20 protein-coding genes are annotated in these 23,013 nt (G+C 36.1%); 4 read left to right on the top strand and 16 right to left on the bottom strand.

The window, feature by feature from the left end; all coding sequences use genetic code 11:
- Positions 1-71: 71 nt before the first annotated feature.
- Positions 72-464 (bottom strand): VOC family protein, encoded by a 393-nt coding sequence (locus ACTJJ9_RS09695; protein ID WP_145580782.1) that lies wholly within the window; start codon positions 462-464, stop codon positions 72-74.
- 387 nt (positions 465-851) lie between these two features.
- Between ACTJJ9_RS09695 and ACTJJ9_RS09690 the strand changes: the two genes are divergently transcribed.
- On the top strand, positions 852-1,340 hold the full coding sequence (locus ACTJJ9_RS09690; protein WP_174880671.1) for a YndM family protein: 489 nt from the start codon (positions 852-854) through the stop codon (positions 1,338-1,340).
- 55 nt (positions 1,341-1,395) lie between these two features.
- On the opposite strand, the gene ACTJJ9_RS09685 is transcribed toward ACTJJ9_RS09690, so the two are convergent.
- The 3 genes from ACTJJ9_RS09685 to ACTJJ9_RS09675 form a co-directional block, all read right to left on the bottom strand.
- Complete coding sequence (locus ACTJJ9_RS09685) at positions 1,396-2,115, bottom strand: YebC/PmpR family DNA-binding transcriptional regulator (RefSeq protein WP_145580780.1); 720 nt, start codon at positions 2,113-2,115, stop codon at positions 1,396-1,398.
- Positions 2,116-2,278: 163 nt separating this feature from the next.
- Positions 2,279-2,989 (bottom strand): class I SAM-dependent methyltransferase, encoded by a 711-nt coding sequence (locus ACTJJ9_RS09680; RefSeq protein WP_145580779.1) that lies wholly within the window; start codon positions 2,987-2,989, stop codon positions 2,279-2,281.
- Positions 2,990-3,037: 48 nt separating this feature from the next.
- Complete coding sequence (locus ACTJJ9_RS09675; protein WP_145580778.1) at positions 3,038-3,892, bottom strand: LysR family transcriptional regulator; 855 nt, start codon at positions 3,890-3,892, stop codon at positions 3,038-3,040.
- 155 nt (positions 3,893-4,047) lie between these two features.
- Here ACTJJ9_RS09675 and ACTJJ9_RS09670 point away from each other — a divergent pair, with 155 nt between their 5' ends.
- Together ACTJJ9_RS09670 and ACTJJ9_RS09665 are read left to right on the top strand one after the other, a co-directional pair.
- On the top strand, positions 4,048-4,818 hold the full coding sequence (locus ACTJJ9_RS09670) for a class I SAM-dependent methyltransferase (RefSeq protein WP_145580777.1): 771 nt from the start codon (positions 4,048-4,050) through the stop codon (positions 4,816-4,818).
- Between the two features lie 111 nt (positions 4,819-4,929).
- Entirely contained in the window at positions 4,930-5,937 is a 1,008-nt protein-coding gene (locus tag ACTJJ9_RS09665; RefSeq protein ID WP_145580776.1) for a DUF3231 family protein, read from the top strand.
- 227 nt (positions 5,938-6,164) lie between these two features.
- Here the strand turns inward: ACTJJ9_RS09665 and ACTJJ9_RS09660 are convergent, their stop codons facing one another.
- The 10 genes from ACTJJ9_RS09660 to cyoE form a co-directional block, all read right to left on the bottom strand.
- Positions 6,165-7,415: an MFS transporter gene (locus tag ACTJJ9_RS09660; RefSeq protein WP_145580775.1), complete on the bottom strand. Its 1,251-nt coding sequence runs from the start codon at positions 7,413-7,415 to the stop codon at positions 6,165-6,167.
- A 240-nt stretch (positions 7,416-7,655) separates the two neighbouring features.
- Positions 7,656-8,969: an alpha-glucosidase/alpha-galactosidase gene (locus ACTJJ9_RS09655; RefSeq protein WP_095300018.1), complete on the bottom strand. Its 1,314-nt coding sequence runs from the start codon at positions 8,967-8,969 to the stop codon at positions 7,656-7,658.
- 59 nt (positions 8,970-9,028) lie between these two features.
- Positions 9,029-9,859 carry a carbohydrate ABC transporter permease gene (locus tag ACTJJ9_RS09650; protein WP_145580815.1) on the bottom strand — a complete coding sequence of 277 codons (831 nt, stop codon included), beginning with the start codon at positions 9,857-9,859 and terminating at the stop codon, positions 9,029-9,031.
- The gene (locus ACTJJ9_RS09645; RefSeq protein WP_145580774.1) at positions 9,859-10,785 is read right to left on the bottom strand and encodes a carbohydrate ABC transporter permease; all 927 of its coding nucleotides are present in this window, start codon (positions 10,783-10,785) and stop codon (positions 9,859-9,861) included. The genes ACTJJ9_RS09650 and ACTJJ9_RS09645 overlap by 1 nt, the downstream gene beginning before the upstream one ends.
- Positions 10,786-10,861: 76 nt before the next feature.
- Positions 10,862-12,130, bottom strand: coding sequence for an ABC transporter substrate-binding protein (locus tag ACTJJ9_RS09640; RefSeq protein ID WP_095300015.1), 1,269 nt, complete (start codon positions 12,128-12,130; stop codon positions 10,862-10,864).
- Positions 12,131-12,458: 328 nt separating this feature from the next.
- Positions 12,459-13,469, bottom strand: a complete 1,011-nt coding sequence (locus tag ACTJJ9_RS09635) for a LacI family DNA-binding transcriptional regulator (protein ID WP_145580773.1) — start codon at positions 13,467-13,469, stop codon at positions 12,459-12,461.
- Positions 13,470-13,899: 430 nt separating this feature from the next.
- Positions 13,900-15,693 carry an ABC transporter ATP-binding protein gene (locus tag ACTJJ9_RS09630; protein WP_440768645.1) on the bottom strand — a complete coding sequence of 598 codons (1,794 nt, stop codon included), beginning with the start codon at positions 15,691-15,693 and terminating at the stop codon, positions 13,900-13,902.
- 13 nt (positions 15,694-15,706) lie between these two features.
- Positions 15,707-17,449 carry an ABC transporter ATP-binding protein gene (locus ACTJJ9_RS09625; RefSeq protein ID WP_145580772.1) on the bottom strand — a complete coding sequence of 581 codons (1,743 nt, stop codon included), beginning with the start codon at positions 17,447-17,449 and terminating at the stop codon, positions 15,707-15,709.
- Positions 17,446-18,168 (bottom strand): PadR family transcriptional regulator, encoded by a 723-nt coding sequence (locus ACTJJ9_RS09620; protein WP_145580771.1) that lies wholly within the window; start codon positions 18,166-18,168, stop codon positions 17,446-17,448. Before ACTJJ9_RS09620 ends, ACTJJ9_RS09625 begins: the two co-directional genes overlap by 4 nt.
- Before the next feature lie 171 nt (positions 18,169-18,339).
- On the bottom strand, positions 18,340-19,257 hold the full coding sequence (gene cyoE / locus ACTJJ9_RS09615; protein WP_145580770.1) for a heme o synthase: 918 nt from the start codon (positions 19,255-19,257) through the stop codon (positions 18,340-18,342).
- A gap of 704 nt (positions 19,258-19,961) precedes the next feature.
- On the opposite strand from cyoE, the gene ACTJJ9_RS09610 reads away from it, so the two are divergent.
- Positions 19,962-20,804 carry a DUF4097 family beta strand repeat-containing protein gene (locus tag ACTJJ9_RS09610; protein WP_170944327.1) on the top strand — a complete coding sequence of 281 codons (843 nt, stop codon included), beginning with the start codon at positions 19,962-19,964 and terminating at the stop codon, positions 20,802-20,804.
- 157 nt (positions 20,805-20,961) lie between these two features.
- Here the strand turns inward: ACTJJ9_RS09610 and ACTJJ9_RS09605 are convergent, their stop codons facing one another.
- Positions 20,962-21,492 (bottom strand): DoxX family protein, encoded by a 531-nt coding sequence (locus ACTJJ9_RS09605; RefSeq protein WP_095300009.1) that lies wholly within the window; start codon positions 21,490-21,492, stop codon positions 20,962-20,964.
- Positions 21,493-21,781: 289 nt separating this feature from the next.
- Complete coding sequence (locus ACTJJ9_RS09600; protein WP_145580768.1) at positions 21,782-22,888, bottom strand: CapA family protein; 1,107 nt, start codon at positions 22,886-22,888, stop codon at positions 21,782-21,784.
- Positions 22,889-23,013 lie beyond the last annotated feature (125 nt).

Genomic DNA, 23,013 nt, shown 5'->3' with positions numbered 1-23,013 from the left:
AGCGGGATTACTCATCGTCCCTCAATTGCTTATCAATCTATTTTCCAAATCCAAAAAGTAACATGTATTTTTTAATTAAGCGTTGCCCTGTCAACATTCAATTCGATTAAATTATAGTCAGGATCCATACAAAAGATTTGTGCAAACCCACTTACACTTTCTCTCTTCTCCTCGATTTCAATCCCCTGTGACATTAAATATGATAAAGTTTCTTCATAATTTTGCACGCGAATCGCAAAATGACCTTCCTTAGAATTGATCGAATGATCCTTCCTCAAAGTAGATGCATTAGGCTCAACAATTAAATGGAGCTGCTGCTGTCCAACCTCATACCACGCTCCTGGAAAATCAAAATTTGGTCGTTTTAACTCCTTTAAACCGAGAATTTCCCCATAAAAATGTTTTGCTTTTTGCAAATCAGTCACCGTTAAACTTACATGATGAATACTTTCTACTTTAATCAAAATGAACTCCCCCTAAATTTCTTTTAACAAGGCTCTTTTCTAAAATATGATGTTTACTTTGTAAAGCATGAATGTAGTGTAAATGTAACTCCACGACTACTAATAATAAACACAATAGTTTATGAAAACATCCTTTAGCAAAAACAAATTTCTGAGCATATGTTATAGTACCTTTTTATTTGTTAGGCACCCGCCCCGCAAACGGTAACTAACCACATCATGGCAGAAACAGCTTTTGCCTGAAATATCGAAATGAATTTTTAAGGTCAAATAAAATGTTAATGCTTTCATTTTAGCATGATAACGATTATTGGTCATTTTTTAACTTCACCATAGGTATGAACCTTTGTCATTTTAGTAAAACTAAATTTAGGAGGTTATAAAAAAATGAACCATTTAACAATTCTTATTATAAAATTCATTACGTGTCTCATTGCCTTTGGACTTGGACTTGACCTATTTTTTGATGCAACCTTTGTTGATATCGTTTCCTTTAGCCTTTTTGTTACGGTCGCTTCTTATGTATTAGGTGACAGAATCATTTTGCCACAATTAGGAAGACGTGCTGCTGCTGTTGCAGATTTCCTTTTGACTTATTTAAGTGTATGGATTTTTGGTAGCATTCTTTTGGATAATTATGTGCAAATTGGCTGGGGCAGTATCATTTCAGCTACTATTATTACAGTTGCTGAGGTTTTCGTTCACTTATTTTTACAAGATCGTATTCGGACAACTGTGCAAAATGATGAAAAAGTGGGAACCGAGAAAAAACGTACCGGTTTTAATCCGAAGCTAGCTTTCAGTACTGAATTTGCAAGCGATGATGATATTAAGGAAATGATTAAAGCTGCAAAAAAAACAACAGAAAAAGAATAAAGAAGGAAAGGGTCAGTCCCCCTCTATTGTTTGGGGACTGACCCTTCTTTATGATTTATTCACTTAAATCGACATTATGATAAACTTGACGAACATCCTCTAAATCTTCAAGAGCATCAATCATTTTTTCAAATTGTTCTTTTGCATCTTCAGGTAGTGTGACATCATTTTGTGCAAGCATCGTTAATTCCGCAACAGTGAACTCTGTTATTCCGACATTTTTAAATGCTTCTTGTACTGCATGGAATTGATCAGGTTCCGCATAAACGATGACATTATCTTCCTCTTCGATAATATCACGAACCTCTACATCCGCTTCCATAAGAAGTTCTAATACCTCATCCTCAGTTTTCCCTTCAATTCCGAATACGGCTGTAGCATCAAACATATATGAAACCGAACCACTTACACCCATATTTCCACCGTTTTTTCCGAAGGCAGCACGAACATCAGAAGCTGTACGATTTACGTTATTCGTTAAGGCATCTACGATAACCATTGATCCATTTGGACCGAAGCCTTCGTAACGAAGCTCATCATAATTTTCCTCTGCCCCACCTTTTGCCTTTTCAATAGCACGGTCAATAATTGTTTTTGGTACACTGTATGTTTTCGCACGTTCAAGGACGATTTTTAAAGCCTGATTAGATTCTGGGTCTGGCTCTCCCTGTTTAGCTGCTACATAAATTTCACGACCAAATTTTGCATATATACGACTTGTATTTGCATCCTTTGACGCCTTCTTTTCTTTAATGTTGTTCCATTTACGACCCATATTAACACTCTCTTTCTTCATTGTATCTTTCTATACATCATGACATCATTATGCCACTTTACCTTTAATAAGGAAACCTAAACGATGGTCAACCTTTTAACAAAAACTATTATACAACATTTTTATTAGAAGTACCGAGTTTAACTAGCGAAAAAAGTTCACTCTATTTATTATTCAGTGCCTTTATAATAAGAAAATGCGGGTTTTTCATTAATTTCTCATATTGCTCTGGCTCTTTTACATAACATGATTTAGTAGGTTGTGGCTCAATAAGCTCACTTAATGAAAAATATTTTAAAGTAGTATTGACGATTTCCTGCTGTGGTCTTCGGTAAAAAGGGACTTCAACTAATTTTCCTCCCTTCTTCCATTTATCAACGATTAATTCTGTTGTAAAATAATCATCACTCTTAGACAGCCTTCTGTCCATAAACGGATGATGGACAGAATATAACAGCATACCATTCGGCTTTAAAATTCGTTTAAATTGTTGAAAGGTGAATGTCCAATCTTTTATGTAATGAAGAACAAGAGAACTGACGATGTAATCAAAGGTAGCGTCTGCAAATGGAAACTTTTCCTCTAAGCTCATATTCAATACAGTTGCATTTGCTCCTAGCCGTCTTTTAGCCGCTTCAATCATGTTAGGGCTGCTATCGATTGCAACAACATTAGCCCCTCTATTAATAAATTGCTCTGAATACCATCCGGCGGCACAGCCAGCATCAAGAACATGTTTATTCTCTAACTCAGTAGGAATCTGTCTCATCATCGCTGGTCGTTCATAATCGCTATTGTAAACACTTTTTTCATCCACATGATATTCATAGTCAACAGACAAAACGTTAAATGCTTCGATAATTTTTTGCTTCATGCTCCACCTCATTCATTTGTCTTGATATGTATCTGTTCAATAAAAAACTTAAAAAGCCTCCTTCAAAACTTGATAAAAATTGATTACTTCATCCGTTTGAACCTTCGTTACAACATATGTAGATGATGTAAGCTGATTAATTTTGTCATTTTTGACTGCAATAAATTTGTTAATGTCGATTTCCTGCTTAACGAGCGAATAAGGTAAATAGGAAACACCTAGACCATGTTCAATAAAGCGTTTCGTAATCTCCATTTGATTGACGTTCATTGTGCGAACAAATGGATAGTTATTTTTAATATCAAGTAAAAGCTCATCCCAATACTCAGGGTGATTATGTGTCATCACTCGGTATTTCTTTAAAACCTCTTCCTCATGCTCTATAGCCCCAAATGGAGCAACTAATACAACGTTATCCTCATGAATTTTTTCACAGTGAATATTAGCTTGAATTGGAGATATTCTCGATAACCCTATATCTGCTTTTCCAGTGCTTACCTCTTCCCCAACCTCATAGGAGCTAACGACATTAATAATAATTTCAATCTTTGGAAATTCCTCAACATATTGCCTTACGATCGGAGGCAAAAATGAAGAGGCAATTTGTGGAGCTGTTGCAATCGTTAATTTACGGTTATACCCTTGCTTCCATGACTCAAATTCTCCTAAGCCCTGCTCGTATTTTTTTAAAAGCTCCTTTGCAAATGGTAGAAATGAATGTCCTGCTGAGCTCAAATAGATGTTTTTCCCATCCCGTTCAAAAAGCTTGACGTGCAACAATTGCTCAAGTCGTTGAATATGTTTTGTTATCGCAGGCTGTGTCAGAAAAAGCTCCTCAGATGCTTGGCGGAAATTTTCATACTTAGCACCAATAACAAACGTCTTTAGCCACTTAATGTCCACTATTACTCACTCCCTTAATAACAAATCGTTATTAAATTTAATATTTTTTGTTAATATCCATTATTAATTGATTCAAGTATACTTATGTTTACAGAAATAGCCAATGAAAAAAGCGAGATTTTTAACTAAAAGAAAAAAAGGAGTGCGTTCATACGATGAAAACAAGACAAGACCAATGGAATGCTAAGCTTTATGATGATAGCCATTCATTTGTTTCGATGTATGGGGAGAGTATGATTCAACTGCTAGCACCACGCCCTGGAGAAAGAATACTTGATGTCGGCTGTGGTACTGGTGATTTAGCGAGCACGTTATCGAATGATTCAATCGAAGTTATCGGGATTGATAAGTCGGAAAATATGATTAAGCAAGCAAGGGACAAATACCCCAATCTTTCATTTTTTCCATGCGATGCAACAGACATGGATTTCTCCAATGAATTTAATGCAGTGTTTTCAAATGCCGCCCTTCATTGGATAAAACCACCTGAAAAGGCTTTAACCTGTATATATAAAAGCTTAAAGAAAAATGGACGCTTTGTTGCCGAATTTGGTGGTAAAGGAAATGTTCAGTCCTTAACAGATGCGTTTTTTGAACTGCTTATTCAATATGGCTATGAGGAAAATCTTCAATATAATCCTTGGTACTTCCCGAGCATCTCTGAGTATACAACGTTAATGGAAGACACAGGATTTACAGTGAAGCTTGCCCAGCTTTTCGAAAGACCAACACCATTGACTGGAGAGGACGGCATAAAAAAATGGATGACGATGTTTGCTACTGATTTATTTACCGGAATCGATGAAGCAATAAAAACAGAAATGTTAAATAAGCTTGAAGATAAATTGAGAGATAACCTATATAAGGATGGAAATTGGATACTTGATTATCGGAGAATTCGTGTTATTGGTGTTAAGGAGTCATAATAATTTATCATTTTTTATAACTTTGGGGACAGTCCCCATTATATTTTTTTAATAGGATGAATGAAAATTGGAAATATTATCTCTAGGCGCAAAAGACGGAGGTAAGTTTCCATGGGTATGAATCACGAACATATAAAACTAACAGCAAGTGAAATGTCTGTTTTATGGACTTCCTATTTAAATGATACATTAGGAGTTTGTACGATATCATATTTTTTAAATCATGTTGAAGATCCAGACGTTCGTGCTGTTCTCGAATATGCACTTGATTTGTCAAAAAAGCATATTGAGGTGATAAGACAAATATTTTCTAATGAAAAGATCCCAATACCTTTAGGTTTTACAGAGCAGGATGTCAATGTGAATGCAAAAAGATTATTTTCTGATTCATTTATGCTCTATTATATTCAAAACATGGGATCTGCTGGAATAAATAGCTATAGTGTCGCTTTGCTTGTTTCCTCTCGGATGGATATTCGTGAATATTATACTTCATGCTTAGAATCTTCTGCTGAATTATTTAATCGAACAAGTAATGTTATGCAAGAAAAGGGACTCTTTATACGAGCACCATATATTCCATATCCAAATCAGGCAAAGTTTGTCCATAAGCAACATTTTCTTGCGGGTTGGTTTGGTGAACAGCGGCCGCTTACTTCGATTGAAATTTCATTTTTATTTTTCAATTTATATCGTAATACACTTGGAACAGCTCTATTAACAGGATTTAGTCAAGTTGCCCAATCAAAGGAAGTTCGTCAATATATGATTCGAGGTGCAGAAATCGCCAAGCATCACAGTGCTGTTTTTACGAAAATATTAAGTCAGGATAATATTCTTTCCCCAATGACCTCTGAAATTTTACCGGAAACATCAAAGGAACCGCCATTTTCCGAAAAGCTCATGATGTTTCATACTGCAGCCCTTACTAATTCTGGGATGGGGTATTATGGCGCGAGCATGGGTGGCTCAACGAGAAAGGATTTAGCTGCCTCATATAGCCGTTTAATGATAGAGGTTGCTGAATTTTCACTTGATGGTGCTAACATTATGATTGATAATGGCTGGTTTGAAGAGCCTCCTTCTGCACCGAATCGAAAGGACCTGGCAAAAGGATAAACGATTTGATTTGTTGCTTATGACAGGTCTTTTCTTTTCATTTTCTAAAGGATTATTGGGATTTTAAGATTGATTGAGGCTCCAGAGGGGTGCGAGTAATTGGTATGGATATGGGCATGAGTCTCGCAATTTTCACTATATTAAACAAAGTGCGTTAACATAGCCTAAATAAATTTTATAAAAAATGAAAAGCTGACAAAAATCAATCTGTCAGCTCTTTAAAATGTCTACATCATTTCATTTCTTTTGCTTAAATAGCCATGCAAATATAAACTAAAAATCGAACATAATAAAGCACATACCCCAATAAAGATAAAACCCATTTGGAAGCCTCTTACGACACCAATTTCATTTCCATAGATTGAGGCAAACCAGTCTTTGCTTCCGTCAATTATTGCTCCAATAAGGAAATTCCCAATTACTACGGCAATTCCCATTAATGTTACTGTAACGGAGATAGCTGCATCAATGCCATTTGGATATCGTTTTGCTAAAAGAGCCATAACAGTCGGATAAATTGGGGCAATCCCAAACCCGGCAACAGCATATAACCAAATCGCTGCTGGCCCAAGAATCGTTGCAACAATCGTCGCAACTCCGGCAACAGCAGAAAAAATAATGAGTGAAGTCATAAAGCCAATTTTATCTGTTACAAAACCTAATAATAATCTACCTAGCATAAAGCAAAGGAAAAAGACAGACAGCATGACAGATGATGACGTTGAACTCCAATGATACGATTTCTCAAGAAAATTAACGAGCCAGCCTGCTATTGAGAGCTCTGCAATTACCCCTAGTGAAAGAATCAAGGTGATAAGCCATGCTGCTCGATCCTTTAAAAACACCTTCAACGGGATTTTTTCTTCAACTGCTACTGAATCTTTTGGGAATTTGCTATAAATGGCTGGGATTAACGGGATGATACATAACGCTAGCATAAGAAAGTACATTCCGCGCCAGCCTAATTCATTACCAAACATATTCACTCCCATCAAACCAGCTGCCATAATCGGTGCTGCTGTTGAGCTAAGTCCGTAAAAGAAATGCGATAAATTCATCATAAATCCGGTATTTTTCGTGAACACTCTTGCCGCTAATATAGCAAGTGCTATTTCTAGTAATCCATTCCCGATATACATTAAGAAGTAAGATGCCGAGAAAAACAGATAGTTGTTTGATATGTATATAAGTACCCCTGAAAGAACCATCGTTCCAAATGCAAGAATACTCGCAAGCTTAATCCCATACTTCGACGTAAGCACACCTGTAAAGCTGCATGCAAGCAAAAAGCCGAGCGAATTAAACGCTAATAATGTTCCAATTTGCAATTCATCAATCGCAAAATCTGCTTGAATGCGAGGAATCGCCGGACCCTTAATATTTTCCGAAAAGCCAAAAACTAAATAACCAACAAATATAACAAAATAGGGCAAATAAATCGTTTTCTTCTGAGGCTGAAGCTGTTGTACTGTTTCCATGTCTTACTACCTTTCTCGTAAAATAATCGTATGATATGAAAAAATCTCCATTTCCATTATCATACGATTATGTAAATAAGTATAGTCTATCTTTTTTTGGGGACAGTCCCCCTTTTAAGGGGGACTGCCCCTACTTTAACGAAAAATTGCGGCTGTCTAACCATCAATTGCTTATTACATCAGTACTTGCTTTCACGCTTTACTATATTGGGGGACTGTCCCCACTTTTTGTCCCCACTTTCACCCTTTAATGTATTGAGGGACTGTCCCCGCTAGGCCGTGGGCTTCGATGAGGTCGTCGCATAGGGAGATGATGTCGTCGATTGATAGTTCTGCGCTTGTATGTGGGTCTAGCATTGCAGCTTGGTAAATGTGTTCACGTTTATTTGTAATGGCTGCTTCGATCGTTAATAGCTGTGTATTAATATTTGTTCGATTTAAGGCAGCGAGCTGTTCAGGTAAATCACCGACGTACGTTGGCATAATCCCGCTGCGGTCAACAACACATGGAACCTCCACAACAGCTTTTTCCGGTAGATTGCTAATAAGACGGCCTGTATTAAGGACATTTCCACCAAATTTAAACGGGACATTCGTCTCCATTGCCTCAATAATACGGGAGCCATATTCATGTGAACGAGAATGGGTAAGCTGCGAATTATTGACAATTTCATCGCGCATCGATTCCCAGCTTTTGATTTGGTGCTCACATCGTCTTGGATATTCATCAAGCGGAATATTGTATCTATCAATTAACTCTGGATACTTGCTTTTAATGAAATACGGATGGTATTCAGCATTATGCTCTGAAGACTCTGTCACATAGTAGCCGAATTTATCCATTAATTCATAGCGAACCATATCATGATGCTTTGTTTTTTGCTTTTCTCTTGCACGTCGTTTAATTTCAGGATACAAATCCTTACCATCACGCTTTATTTCAAGCAGCCATGCCATATGGTTAATTCCTGCAATTTTCTCTTCAATTCCTTCATGATCCATCTCTAAATCTCGGAACAAATGCTCTGTACAAATTTGGACACTATGACATAGCCCAATTGTTTTTACATTTGTATACCGAAGCATCGCACCAGTTAAAGTGGCCATTGGATTTGTATAATTTAAGAAAAGTGCGTCAGGGCAAACCTCTTCAATATCCTTCGCAAAATCAAGCATGACCGGAATTGTCCGAAGTGAACGGAAAATGCCTCCAATCCCAATCGTATCCGCGATCGTTTGTCGTAACCCATACTTTTTCGGAATCTCAAAATCTATAACCGTACTTGGCTTATATCCTCCAACTTGAATTGCATTAATGACATATTTCGCTCCACGTAACGCCTCTTTCCGATCTGAATACGCCTTCACCGTCACTGTACTGTTATAATGATTTTTTAAATTGTTTAACATATTTTCTGAATCTTTTAACCTACCTGCATCGATATCAAATAAAGCAAATTCAAATCCTGCCAACGCTGGAACAAACATGCAATCTCCTAAAACATTTTTTGCAAATACTGTGCTTCCTGCACCGATAAATGTAATTTTAGACATTAATATCTCCTCCATATGATCATTTCAAAAAATAGATTGCCTTATAGTAAACTTTAAAACTACCCTTTAACAGAACCTGCTGAAAGCCCTGCAATAAAATATTTTTGTAAAAATAAAAATAAAATTGTCATTGGCAACATCGCTAAAATAGCTGCAGATGCTACTAGATTTAAATTGTTCTGATTTGTACCAAAAAAGCTCGCCAAGGTCACCGTTATTGTATGCATTGATTTATCCTGGAGGAAGAAAATCGCAAATTGATAATCATTCCAAATATAAACACAGGAAATGATTAAGATCGACGCTGTCACAGGCTTTAACAACGGAAACACAATTCTAAAAAATGTCCCTAATGTGCTAGCACCGTCAATTTTTGCTGCTTCCTCTAATTCCTTCGGGATCGTTGAGCGAATAAATCCAGCATATAGAAAAATCGTTAATGGCATATATGCAGCAACATTATTTAGTACTGCTACCTCATACGTGTTCATCATTCCAATATTTACGACCAGTTTGTAAAGTGGGACTAATGCTGTTAACGGCGGGATGATCATAATTGAAATGAACAAATAATAGAAAAATTTATTTAACCTCGTTTGACGACGCGCCATTGGGTAAGCAGCCATTGAACCAAAAAAGATAAGCAATAGCGCAGAAAACACAGTAATAATCGCCGTATTTACAAAGGCAGGACCTAAATTTGCCGAATGCCATACTTCACTGAAATTTTGAACATTCCATTCCCTTGGAAAGACCCATTTTGAACTAAAATCGCCTTTGGCTTTTAACGCAGTTGTAACTAAAATGTAAAATGGAACAAGATGAAACAGCAAAACGAGAAACGATATAATCGTTAATATCGATTGATTTCGCTTCATTTTTTGATTCATCACGCCTCAACCTCCTTGCTCCTAAAATAAACAAGGGCAGCTAAGCTAAGAATAAGAATAATAATCGCCATGAACACACCTTGTGTTGCCGCATAGCCTGCATCCTGCCGTTGAAAATATAAATCGTACATAAAAGTCGACATAGATTGTGACGCATTCCCAGGACCTCCCCCTGTTAATGCAACGATAACATCGAATAATTTCAATCCACCGATAATATTGATAACCATATTGATCGTGATGGAAGGCATGAGCAATGGTAACGTTATTTGTTTAAATTGCTGAAATGGTGATGCACCATCAATTTGCGCTGCCTCATAGTAATCACTTGAAATACTTTGCAAACCAGCTAAATAGATAATCATCGCTACTCCAACATATTGGTACGTGTTCACAAAGACGATAATCCATGTATTAAAATCTGAATTTCCTAAAGCATTGATTTTCTCAATACCGAAAAATTGCAATGCATCATTAAGGGCTCCTCCTTGAAAGGCAAAGAAAAAATACCAGATATACCCCATAATTAATGGACTAATAATAACAGGTAAGTAAATCACCGTTCTCGTAACAGCCTTCATTCGAATGCTTTGGTTCAGTAGCAAAGCATAAAGCAAGCCAATTACATTTTGGAGAATCGTACTTCCTATCCCATAAAGCAATGTGTTTTTTACAACTAACCATGTTGTCGGATCAGTAAATAGTCGCTTATATTGCTCAAAGCCAATAAAATCATATGTCTGCGAAAAGCCATTCCAATTTGTAAATGACAATTGGATTCCATTTAAAAATGGATAAACGATGAATAAAAATACGACGACAAAGCTTGGAACATACATCCACCAGAGTGACGATTGCTTTGTTCCTTTCCTCTTTTGCAGCTTCCTCTGTACTGAGTGTTCAGTTTTTGATACAAGTTCACTCATACATTCCACTCCTTATTTAAAGGATGAAGAGGCAGTATTTTTTGGGGACTGTCCCCAAATGCCTTTCAACAAAATATTAGTTTTGCTTTCGTAAGCGGGTATATTCTTCTCCCATTGTCTTTGACACTTGCTCTGGTGTTAATGTGCCTGCGAGTAGCTCTTGGCCTGTCGTTGCCATAACATCCCACATGCCACTGGGTAAATAGACTCTGTCGAAATATGGTTGAACATTGATCGCTTCATATTTTTTGTAGTATTCTGAGAAATAGTTTTCAGCATCGACATTTGTAAGTGCATCTGGTGCAGATGTTCCTTCTGCAATAATCTTGACATTTTCAGGCTTTGCCATAAAGTCAATAAATTTCTTTGCTTCCTCAGGATGCTTCGTATCCTTCCAGATCGCAATTGTATGGCGTTCTCCGCCAATCCAGCTTTGTGTATCTCCTTCATGTATAGCAGGAACAGGCATTGTTCCAATTTTCACTTCTGGATTTAAATCTGTTGCATCAGGTCCTAAAGATCCTGCAACAAAGGTGAAGGCAATTTTGTCTTGAGCGATTAATTCAGTTGCCTGCTGTAGCTTCGCTGTTAGAACATCTTCATTTAATAAGCCCTTTTCCTGCATCTCAACTAATGCTTCTGCAAGTGGTGTATAAAGTGACCAATCAAACGAGCCATCCTCCAGCTCTTTACCATAGCTATTTTCTTCATCAGTGATCAATAACGGTGTCGCAAGCTCATCAAAGATTTGGGCAATTGTAAATTTATCACCACCTGGAATCCATAAAGGTGTAACCTCGCCATTACTTTTTTCCTTCACTGTCTCAAGAGCTGTCATGAATTCATCTAATGTTGTCGGTACTTCAATTCCATATTTCTCTAGCACATTTGCGTTGTACGTAATCCCGTCCTTTGCTTGATTTAGTGGGAAAGCATAAACCTTTCCACTATCATCCTTTAAGATTTCATTTAATGAAGGGTCAAGGTATTGAACCCAATCCATTTCCTTTTGATCTGCCACATATTCACCATAACGAAGCTGTGACCACCCATGTGTATCAAATAAATCCGGCATATCATTTGCCGCCATTTTTACTCGTAGCATATCCTCATAATCTCCACCTGGAAGATTTAAATCGATGTTAATATCAGGGTTTTCCTCCTCAAACTTTGCAACAAGGCTTTCTATTGCCTTTTTTTCCCCTTCATTTGACATTGTTAAAAATAAAGATAATGTAGTCTTTCCATCCTCTGAAGTTTCATTTGATGCTCCTTTATATGAACAACCAGCTATTACAATCGTGAAAGCGATAACAACCATAAACATACTGAAATACTTTTTCATTTTCTTCCCCCACATTCCATTTGATGTTGAATGAGTTGAACAGCCTCATGCTGCTAAAAGAACAATGATGTAAGTAAAAGCATAATGTTTGCGCTTTTCATTTCCATTCCTTAAACTATACTTGTAGTTCTTTTTTCCCTTATCAAACGGGAAACTTTAGATTAAAAAGTCTTGTATTCCATTCTAATTAATTCAATTCTGCCAAATTGAAAAATTAGAAATGAGGACTTTTTAATCTTCTTTTTTTTGAAGCATCTTTTCCCCCTTTATCAAAATTGAAATGCTGATTTCCTTCCTTCACATCACCTCCTTAAATGAAATAAATTTATTATTTCGTGCTATCGCGAAGCATTAATTTTGTTGGAACGATGACTTTAAGTGGTAATTCACGTCCAGCAAGACGGTCTAATAGCATTTGTACACCTAATCGTCCCATCTGTTCAGTAAACACCTTTACGGTTGTTAATGGCGTGCTTGCAAATCTAGCCATTTGGATGTCATTGAAGCCAACGATTGCGATATCCTCTGGAATTTTGAGGTTCGCTTCATGGATTGCCCGCATAGCACCGATCGCCATTGAATCACTACCAACAAAAAAGGCTTCAGGTAACTTCCCTTTTTTTATCGCCTCCTTCATCATTTCATACCCCTGTGTCATCGTATATTCGCCTATTAACACAAAGTCCTCATCATATAACCCCTTTGACTTCATCTTCTTGATAAAGGTTGAATGTCGTTTATCTTCAATTATTTGCTCTGCCATTCTTAGCCTTCCACCGATATAACCAATTTTTTGATATCCCTGCTCTAATAAATGTGTTAATGCAGTTAACGTCGCCTTTTCAAAATCTATCACAATCGAATCATATTTATCCTCATTTGGTGAGCCATCGATAAATACGATATTATCTGTACATCCTTCAATCCGATGTATCTCATTAAGCTCCATACTGCCAATGACAATTAATCCGTCAATTTCATCAATTATTTGTTCACACTTTTCTACATAACGAATGACTTTATTCGTAAAGATTCCTCTATTAATACATTCACTCTCGACCCCTTGTCTAATCGATGTGAAAAATGGATCATCAACTCCGTCCTCTTGCTCCTCTAATGTATGTGTTAAAAAGATTCCAATTCGAGGGCTTGTTGTTCTTGCTCGTTTTTGCTCAGTTTTCCGTTTTCTCACTGTCTTATAGCCTAATTCCTTTGAAACTTCTAATATTCGATTCCTTGTTTCAGCCGTTACTGAAATCGTAGGATCATTATTTAATACTCTCGATACGGTTGAGCTTGAAACATTCGCTTGTGCTGCAATTTCTTTAATCGTTGTCATAGCTATAACCCCACTACAATTTATTTTCCATTTTCATCACTAAATATTTACTAGATACCTAGATGTTACCAAAGGAATGAAACGCTTTCAACACCCTTTTTTATCGATTTTTACTAGTAAAATCTTTTGCAATTTTCACTATATATTTTCAAATAATAAATTAAAATCAAGCCTTATAGAAACATTCCCTTTCCTATGATAGTTCATTTAAAAATTTACTATTCCTTTATATCTTTTTAATAAATATTTACTAAAATTATGATAAAATTTTCTTCAATTAAGAATATCACTAAATAATGTTTACTAAAAAAGAGGGTAACTCAATGGTTCTGCCCCCCCAAAACACAGTATATAGACTAACGACTAGGTTAATTTACTATATACCAGTGTTTGTTGGAGGGTCAGACCCTATTAAAGTCACCCTCGTTCTTTAAATCTCAAATTGCTTAGCATGTAAGGATTGGTAGAAGCCGCGCTCGTTAAGTAGTTCATGATGTGTTCCTTGTTCGATCATTTCTCCATCTTTAATGACGATAATTTTGTCTGCTTTTTCGATTGTTTTTAAGCGGTGTGCGATAACAAAGCTTGTTTTGCCTTTTGTTAAGTTTGATAGTCCTTTTTGAATTTGCACCTCTGTTCTTGTATCAATATTTGAAGTTGCTTCATCTAAAATAAGAATGTCAGCATCAGCTAAAATAGCCCTAGCGATCGATAGTAATTGCTTTTGGCCCTGGCTTAAATTTGCCCCGCCGGCTGTAATTTCTGTTTGATATTGCTTTGGCATATACTTAATAAATTGATGTGCAGAAGCTGTTTTCGCTGCAGAAATGACTTCCTCGTCAGTTGCATCAAGTCTGCCGTAGCGAATATTTTCCATAATTGTTTCAGAAAAGAGATACGGATCCTGAAGAACGATGCCAATCCGTCTTCGCAAATCCCGAATTCGATAATTTTTAAGATTTTCTCCATCAATTTTTATTTCCCCTGCTTGAATATCATAAAAACGAAGCAGAAGATTAATAATTGTCGTTTTTCCTGATCCCGTTGGTCCAACTAACGCAATCATATTACCTGCATCAGCGTGAAAATGAATATTCTTTAAAATCGGTTTATTCGGTTCATAACTAAAATGAACATTAGAAAATTCAATATCACCTTTAAAATGTGTTACAGATACTGCATTTTTTCGATCCTGAAGATCAGGAACCTCATCCATCGTTTCAAATACTCGTTCCGCACCAGCAAGTGCTGCTTGGATTGAGTTCAACAATGTTGACATCTGATTTATCGGTCGGGAAAATTGTCGCGAATACGTAATAAAGGATGCAATAACCCCAATTGTGACATGTCCATTCAACGCCATAATCGCTCCAACGCCGATGACTAAGCCAAGACCTATATTGCTAATAAAGTTATTTGTAGGTCCAAGAAAACCTGAAAACATATCCGCTCTCATTGCTGAATTGCGAAGACGTTCATTGACTTCATGAAATTGCGAATATGATTTTTCCTCTTTGCCAAATAGCGATATCACTTCACTACCACTTATTGCTTCCTCGATAAATCCATTTACCTCACCAACATCCTTTTGTCTTTTCGCAAAATTTTCTCTGCTTGCCGTCACAATTTTTTTCGTAACATATAGCATAAGTGGAATTGTCAGACATGATACAATCGCTAATACCCAATTTAATGAAAACATTGCGATCGTTACACCTGTAACGGTTAATATCGATGAAATGATTTGAATAACACTTTGGCTTAACGCTTGATTTAAATTTTCGATATCATTTGTAAATCTACTCATCAATTCGCCATCTTTATTTCGATCAAAGAACTGCAATGATAAGGTTTGAAGCTTTTTAAATAAGTCCTCACGTAACGTTCCTATCGTTTTGACCGACAGATTAACCATAATATAAGCCTGCAGCCACGTAAATACAGATGTAGCAAAATAAATCCCTAAAAGCAGGGCACACATTCTAATCGTTCCATCAAGATCCTTCGGAATGATGAAATGATCAATTATCACCCCAATAAAGTACGGCCCAAGCAAACTCAATAACGAGCTAATGACGACAAAAATGGAAGATAAAACAAGACCGGCTTTATGCTGCTCCATATATCGCCAAATCCTACGAAGCGTTCGTTTTGGGTTCCTTGTTTTAGCAGCCTTAGGGTGAATTCTCGCTTTCGGACCTGTTGTTTGCTGTATTTTTACTATTTGATTAGGTTGACTACTCAACAACAACTCCCCCCTTATCTGTTTGCGTATAATAAATCTCCTGATATAATTCACATGTTTCCAGCAATTGTTGATGTGTTCCTACGCCTACTAGCTGTCCATCATCGAGGACAAGAATTTTATCCGCATCGATGATCGAAGAAATTTTAGAAGCGACAACAAATAACGTCGTATCCGTAAAATCTGATTTTAATGAATGCAATATCGCTTGCTCTGAGCCAGCATCAACTGCAGAAGTAACATCGTCCAAAATAAGGAAAGAAGGTCTTCTAATTAAAGCTCTTGCAATTGATAGCCGCTGTTTTTGCCCACCAGATAAATTTGTTGCTCCTTGTGTTAAATGGTAATCAAATTGATGTTCAAGCTTTTCAATAAACTCAAAAGCAGCAGCCTGTTTAGCCGCGATAATGAAGTCTTCCTCTGTTGCTGATTCTTTTCCAAACTTTAAATTGCTTGAAATACTACCTGAAAAAAGGATTGGCTTTTGCGAAATAAACCCAATCGATGATCGTAAATTGTCTAAATGATGTTTCGAAATACTTATCCCATCTAGTAAAATATCACCTTTTTGGGGCTGATATAGCCTTGGCAGCAGCTTGATTAAGGTTGTCTTCCCGCTGCCTGTTGGACCGATAATTCCAATCTTTTCTCCTTTTTTAGCCGAAAATGAAATATTTTTTAATACATCTTCCCCATCATTCGTATACGAAAATGACACATTCCGAAATTCTACATCACCTTGTATTCTAGTGACAGACTCTATATCTTCTACTCTCTCAATTTTATTTTCAACTTCTAATATATGCTGAACCCGATCTGCAGATGGGAATGCTCTCATTAGTTGCATAAGAACTGTACTACTAGACATTAATGACATTAAAATAATATTTAAGTAGTTAATAAATGCTAGGATAACACCAACTTGAATAATCGTTTCCCCTACAGGAATGACACCGAATAAAAGCGCAACAATAATGCCACAATTTATCACAAATAATAAAATTGGCATTAATACTGTGATGATTTGGTCTGCTGTAATTGTTTTCCTCGTTAACGAATCGTTTACCTTTTTAAATAAGCTAATTTCATAGTCTTTACGCACAAAGGCTTTAATGACACGAATTCCAGCGATGCTTTCCTGCAATTTCGTATTAAGTTGATCAAGCCCCTCCTGTACTTTTTTAAACCATTGTCCTGCCTTTTTTGAGCAAAAGACAATAAAACAAACTAAAATCGGAATCGACACCAACAAGATCGGAAACAATTCCCTCGCTTGAAAAAAGACGATAAAAATACTACCGATGAATAATAGCGGCCCCCTTACAAATACACGCAATGTCATCATCAATGCATTTTGAAGCACTGCAATATCACTTGTAAGGATTGTAATTAATTTTCCCGTTCCAATAGCATCACGATTCTCACTAGAAAAATGAAGCGCACGCTTAAATACATCTCTTCTTAAATCAGTTGCTACATTTACCGCAGCCTTCGTACTGTAAATCGTACAGCTTGCACCACCAACTAAACCGATCACGGCTGCAAGCAGCATAAAAATCCCCATTTGAATCACATAAGACATGTCATCATTTGCAATTCCGTTATCAATCATTTTTTGCATAATCACAGGTTGCAATAGATCCATCGCTACCTCAAGTGCCATCAAAATCGGAGCAAGGATAACGAACAGCTTATATGGAGCTGTATATCTTAATAGTTTTTGAACAGATTTCATTCTTCTCCTCCCTCTACATCATGCTTTGACAAATTGACTAATTTTTGCCGACTATCCTCAAGAATGGAGATTAAATCATTCGCTTTTTGCGGATTTCCCATTACACTTCGTAGCGCATAATGATATTCCAATTGAAACTTCTCAAATTGTTCCTTTAATAGTGCAGCTTCCTTTGATTGCTTCCACATTAATTTAAAACGCCAATCCTCCCAAAACTGCTCCTCATCCTGAACAACATCTTTTAAATACTCTAAGCCAGTCGTATGTAAAACATATACCTTTTTATCAGCTTGCTCATGAACACCTATAAAGTCTCGATCAAGCAAATCTTGTAGAGCTGGATAAATCGTACCAGCACTTGGCGAATAATGTCCCTCACTTCTTTCCTCCAATAGCTTCATCACTTGGTAGCCATGTCTAGGCGCTTCGTTTAAAAGCTGAAGAATAGCAAGCTGAATAAGCCCCTTTCGCTTAGGAGGCTTCTTTTTCGAACCATGTTTATGATGTGAACGTTTCTCTACTAATTTTCTAATCGTTTTCATTCCCTTTTCCGTAATCATATAGAAATGATGATAATTCAACTCGAGCAAGCCTTCTTGTACAAACTCTTCAAGTAAGGACCCGGCATCAGGAAACGTTGTTAACAATTCCTCCTGATTACTCGCATTTCGACTAATATGTAGCAATATAGGCAAAATCTCCTCTTTTGAGTATGCCATGATGATATACCCCCCTTTTAATAAACTATTACGATAAATCTTAATCGATATTATTAAAGAAAACAATACATATATCGAAATTTTTAATCGATATATAATTCTCGAAAAATTTTTTCGTTCTTATATTTCTTGCATACAAAAAACGACCCCGATTTCGAGGTCGTTTACATGTTATAAATGAAAGAAAATACCCATTAATGAATAAATAATTACAGTTGAAAATAGCACAGTCATATGAAGGAGTGAAAATAAAAACATTGATTTTGCCCATTTCTCAGAATCCATCTTCTTATAACCATAAATACTTAAAACTAGCCATGCAATTCCTAAAAGAAGTGCAACTAACATTAATCCTAAGCTTAAAGTAATAAACGGTAAGCTAAACAGAATTAAAATAACTAAATAAATATTCGTTTGAATATATGTCCGTCTTACGCCTTTAACAACAGGGAGCATCGGTACTTTTGCCGCCTTATATTCATCATGTCTTCTTATCGATATCGCATAAAAATGCGGCATTTGCCAGATTACCTGAATAACAAATAAACCGATGATGGCAGGATGAGTAATATCTGGATAAATTGCTGCCCACCCAATAAGTGGTGGCATCGCTCCAGAAATACTCCCTATCTCTGTATTATAAATCGTTCTCCTCTTACTCCACATCGTATAAGGTACAACATACATAAATAAACCTAAAAATCCAAGTAATGCTGCGAGTGGAGTAGTAAAATAGAGTGCAGCTAAACCCAAAATCGACATAGCGATTCCAAGCCATAATACTGTTTTGAACTTTATCTCCCCTGTTACAGTCGGTCGGCTTTTCGTTCGTTCCATGATGGCATCAATATCTCTATCATATAAGTTATTAAATGATCCAGCAGCTCCAATAATTAGAATGGATCCAATTGTTGCTAGGAGAATCTCTGGTATTTTATCAACTATACTAAAATGATATGTGTATAATGCGAGGGTTAGTCCTGCGAGCATTGTAATGAGATTTGATTTGATAATACCCGTTTTTACCGTTGCTGATAAAATACTAAACATAGACTGTTCCGTCTTCTTTTCTTGATAGCTTTTTTTCATAACACTTCTATAATCCCTTTTCTATTATTAATATATATCTATTGTACCACTTATAAACGCCAATATCACAAGAGAACTCTTACTATTTTGTGTCAGTGATCTTTATCACATTAAAAAAGCGTTACCAATAAAAGCACGCTTATTCATCGGTCAGTGAAGATTGTCAGCTGCTTGGTGATGGAGCTAGACAATTATAAACAAGATTAAGTTTCTTATATCATCTTCATCCCCTCTTCTTCGTGAATAAGAGTATATTATTGTAATGCTTCTATCGAAAAATATCAGCAAAAAAGTGCTCCACTACTGATTCATGCTTCAAAGTACTATTATAAATCGCAACAGCTCGTTTTTCGTAACACGAAATGAGGGCTCCCCCAAATCCACCTATAGAATGGCAACACTCTTTCATTTATCATGCTAGATAGTGAGGCAAGTTCCTAGAATATCATTTTCCTCAATTCTTTTTCATTCTTGTACATTCATTAAATATCTATCATACTTATTAAACAATTATTGCTTTCTCATTGAATATCGTATATTCTATATTTTGCCAATAAATTCAAAATAAGCCTACATTTTCAACATACACCTCTAGCCCTAGAATGAGATCCTTCTAGGGTTCATTGTAACCTTATCCAGCTTCAACTAAAATAACATTAAGATTTCGATATTCATTTAAAACTAGATTGAAAGAAGGGATATATTTGAAGAAGTTTTTGATATTCTTGTTTTTTATCGTTGGACTTTTTCTTCTTATTTTGACAAATACATCTTGGTTATCATTTGCTGGGAATAACGATGAAATTTCTGTTACAGATGATATTTCCAAGATTGATATTGATGTTTCCAGTGTTGGTACGATAATTATTCCTGAAAAACGTAATACTGTCGCGTTTGATTATAAAGGGAAAGGAAAGGTTGAACTTAAACAAAAGGGCGATACGATTAAAGTTGAATTACAATCGCGAAATTGGATTAATTTCTTCTCATTTAACAACAAAAAACTAACAATTTATATTCCTGAACAATTTGATAAAGAGCTTAACATAAAAAGTCGTTCTGGAAATGTTCAGTTTTCTGGAAAATCAAAAATGGAATTAGATAAACTTGCCATCGAAATCGGATCTGGGAATATTGAGGTACAGGACATTTCAGCAAATACATTTGAAAGTGAAGGATCCTCTGGAAATCTTGAGATCCACTCTCTGACAGCAAACAGCGGAACAGTAAAAATGAAATCAGGAAATATCGAAATTAAAGATTATACTGGTGAATTAAATAGCTCTATTACATCTGGCAGATTAGATTTACACCTAGCTGATTTGTCAAATAACCTTAGCGTGAAGGTGAATTCTGGTAATGCAACGGTCGATATTCCAGATTCAGCAGATTTTCGTCTTAAAGGTGAGATTGGCAGTGGTGATATTTCTACAAATTATGCCCTCTCAGAAATAAATGAAGAGAAGCATTCAATTGAAGGAAAGAGCGGCACGGGAAAACATGACATTATTCTAGACGTAAATAGTGGAAGGATTGAATTAGAGTAAGCTATCAAAAACCATATTGTACGTCAATTAGCAAAAAAAGCGGATGAATCATAGTGTCACCCCTACGATGGAGGCTATCTACTAGATTCTTCCGCTTTCTTTCATGTTAAATCCTGTCTTTATCCTTTTCTAGTAAGCATCTCTGTTAAACTCTATTTTAATAGACGATTGCCTTTTTTTGCTTTCCACCTTGTTTCGGATTATTCACTTGATGATGATCTTTATTAAAGAAGCGTTGTTTTACATAAGGAACAAGGAAGCGGTCACCGCCCCATATATAAGCTCCTTTTCCAACAAACATGAGAATGATTGCTGCTGTGAATAAAATCGGATTTGTGCTTACTGTTCCTGCTAGAAGGAAGTTTAAATTCATAAATGCTCCAGCTATTAATGCTGGAATTGTCGCAACCCCAACAATTAACCCAATACCAACTAATACTTCGCCCCAAGGGATAAGAACATTAAATAGCTTAATATTCGGTAAGGCAAAACCCTCTAAGAAATTCGCATACCATCCTTGGACTGCTGGGTTATCACCTGTTGCTTTTCCAATTGCCCCCTGAACAAATCCTCCTGCATCAAAACCATCAGCTACTTTATGCCAACCTGCCTCAATCCATTGAATCCCTAACCAAACACGTAATACTGTCCAAATAATGCTAACCTTCTCATTTTCCCACCATTTCATAATGGCTCAACTCCTTATTTTTATTTGTGAAGTATTTCACAAGATTAGGTAAAAAAGATTGGTTGATAGCATAAAATCCACCGATTTCATTTGTGAAACATTTCACATATTCTTTACACTTTTAATTTACTTCTTTTTATCTATACTTGCAATGGTTATTTTACATGTTCACAGAGAGTTCAAAATTACCTCTTCATCATGTGGTAAAGCTTATTAAAGTGGGTAAAAAAAGAGAAAAACCTTATCATAAAATAGGTCAATCTCTTTCAAATAATAAAGCAATAATCAATTATTCATCAGCTTCCATATCGTAAACAAGCCATTCGCTCCCAGCGATTTGATTTGATGAATCAACAATTTTTTGCATTACCCGCTCAAATTCAGCTCCTTTTAAAGCAGTTGGCTGATAGTTATTTCGGTCTGTGACAGACGAAATCGAAAAAGGAACAATATTTATTTCCTTTTTATCTGTCACCTTTCCATTTTCCAAATAAAAGGTTTGCTGAAATACGTACGTATCCTTATCATTTGGGTTTCGATTCCCGCCAAACATAAAGTTTCCAAGACTATAAACAATAAATCTACCATTATATTCTTCTATTCCTTGAATAACATGAGGATGATGTCCAATGATTAAGTCAGCCCCGCTATCGATTGTATATTTTGCTAATGACCTTTGAACTTCATTTGGTACATATTGTCTTTCAATCCCCCAATGATAATGGACAAGAACAATTTGTGCCCCCCTGTCTCTTAATAGCTTAATATTTGTTTCAACTTTATTACGAAGTTCTTTTGTATCATCCCAACCTTCAAATCCTATTGCACCAATTTTTACCCCGTTAATCTCCTCAAGATAAACATGATCGTAGCCAAAGTAACCGACACTATATTGCTTTAATGTAGCAATCGTATCATCGTAGCCTTTTTGTAAATAATCATATATATGATTATTGGCGAGATTAACTGCATCAATCCCACCTAAGGTCAATATTTTCGCGTAGGAAGGATCTCCTTTAAAACGAAATGTTTTATTTGCCTTTTGCGTTGCATTTGTTAATGTCGTTTCTAAATTAACTGTAGTTAAGTCATCTTTGCGAAAGATGTCCAGTCCTTTGGTAAAGTAGGACAAATCATTTTTTGTCGCTTCATCAACAAATGAACCGCTGTATTGAAAGGTTTCATCTGTTCCAAGAGTAAAATCTCCTGCTGCACTTATTTTGATTTGAGCTTTATCAATTTGCTCTTGAACTTCTCCAACAGGTATAGCTTCTTTAGGCTTCTTTATCTCTTCTCCTGTTATGGGATTTTCTGGTGTTTTATTTTGTTTATTACTACTATTATCCTCGACAGGCTTTGTTGCAACTTCTTCCTGTTTTCCAAATTGGCTATACATGACTCCCCCGAATAGAATGAGAAAACAAACTAGTAAACTTTGCAAAAGCGTTTTTTTTGCTCTCCGCCTTTTACGCTTGACTCTTGATCTCCTCAGTTCATTTTCTTGATTCACCCAATGCTCCC

Origin of the sequence: Metabacillus sp. 22489 (assembly GCF_052044855.1) — a bacterium.
In the GTDB taxonomy this organism is placed as follows: Bacteria; Bacillota; Bacilli; order Bacillales; family Bacillaceae; genus Metabacillus; species Metabacillus niabensis.
Note: the sequence above shows the minus strand (reverse complement) of the source record. Positions and strands in the feature narration are given on the sequence as shown.

What these genes read in the sequence shown, in the direction of transcription:
- ACTJJ9_RS09690 (WP_174880671.1), top strand. Translation starts at nt 852, where the DNA reads ATGAACCATTTAACAATTCTTATTATAAAATTCATTACGTGTCTCATT.
- ACTJJ9_RS09685 (WP_145580780.1), bottom strand. Translation starts at nt 2,115, where the DNA reads ATGGGTCGTAAATGGAACAACATTAAAGAAAAGAAGGCGTCAAAGGAT.
- ACTJJ9_RS09680 (WP_145580779.1), bottom strand. Translation starts at nt 2,989, where the DNA reads ATGAAGCAAAAAATTATCGAAGCATTTAACGTTTTGTCTGTTGACTAT.
- ACTJJ9_RS09670 (WP_145580777.1), top strand. Translation starts at nt 4,048, where the DNA reads ATGAAAACAAGACAAGACCAATGGAATGCTAAGCTTTATGATGATAGC.
- ACTJJ9_RS09665 (WP_145580776.1), top strand. Translation starts at nt 4,930, where the DNA reads ATGGGTATGAATCACGAACATATAAAACTAACAGCAAGTGAAATGTCT.
- ACTJJ9_RS09660 (WP_145580775.1), bottom strand. Translation starts at nt 7,415, where the DNA reads ATGGAAACAGTACAACAGCTTCAGCCTCAGAAGAAAACGATTTATTTG.
- ACTJJ9_RS09655 (WP_095300018.1), bottom strand. Translation starts at nt 8,969, where the DNA reads ATGTCTAAAATTACATTTATCGGTGCAGGAAGCACAGTATTTGCAAAA.
- ACTJJ9_RS09650 (WP_145580815.1), bottom strand. Translation starts at nt 9,859, where the DNA reads ATGAATCAAAAAATGAAGCGAAATCAATCGATATTAACGATTATATCG.
- ACTJJ9_RS09645 (WP_145580774.1), bottom strand. Translation starts at nt 10,785, where the DNA reads ATGAGTGAACTTGTATCAAAAACTGAACACTCAGTACAGAGGAAGCTG.
- ACTJJ9_RS09640 (WP_095300015.1), bottom strand. Translation starts at nt 12,130, where the DNA reads ATGAAAAAGTATTTCAGTATGTTTATGGTTGTTATCGCTTTCACGATT.
- ACTJJ9_RS09635 (WP_145580773.1), bottom strand. Translation starts at nt 13,469, where the DNA reads ATGACAACGATTAAAGAAATTGCAGCACAAGCGAATGTTTCAAGCTCA.
- ACTJJ9_RS09625 (WP_145580772.1), bottom strand. Translation starts at nt 17,449, where the DNA reads ATGAAATCTGTTCAAAAACTATTAAGATATACAGCTCCATATAAGCTG.
- ACTJJ9_RS09620 (WP_145580771.1), bottom strand. Translation starts at nt 18,168, where the DNA reads ATGGCATACTCAAAAGAGGAGATTTTGCCTATATTGCTACATATTAGT.
- cyoE (WP_145580770.1), bottom strand. Translation starts at nt 19,257, where the DNA reads ATGAAAAAAAGCTATCAAGAAAAGAAGACGGAACAGTCTATGTTTAGT.
- ACTJJ9_RS09605 (WP_095300009.1), bottom strand. Translation starts at nt 21,492, where the DNA reads ATGAAATGGTGGGAAAATGAGAAGGTTAGCATTATTTGGACAGTATTA.
- ACTJJ9_RS09600 (WP_145580768.1), bottom strand. Translation starts at nt 22,888, where the DNA reads ATGTATAGCCAATTTGGAAAACAGGAAGAAGTTGCAACAAAGCCTGTC.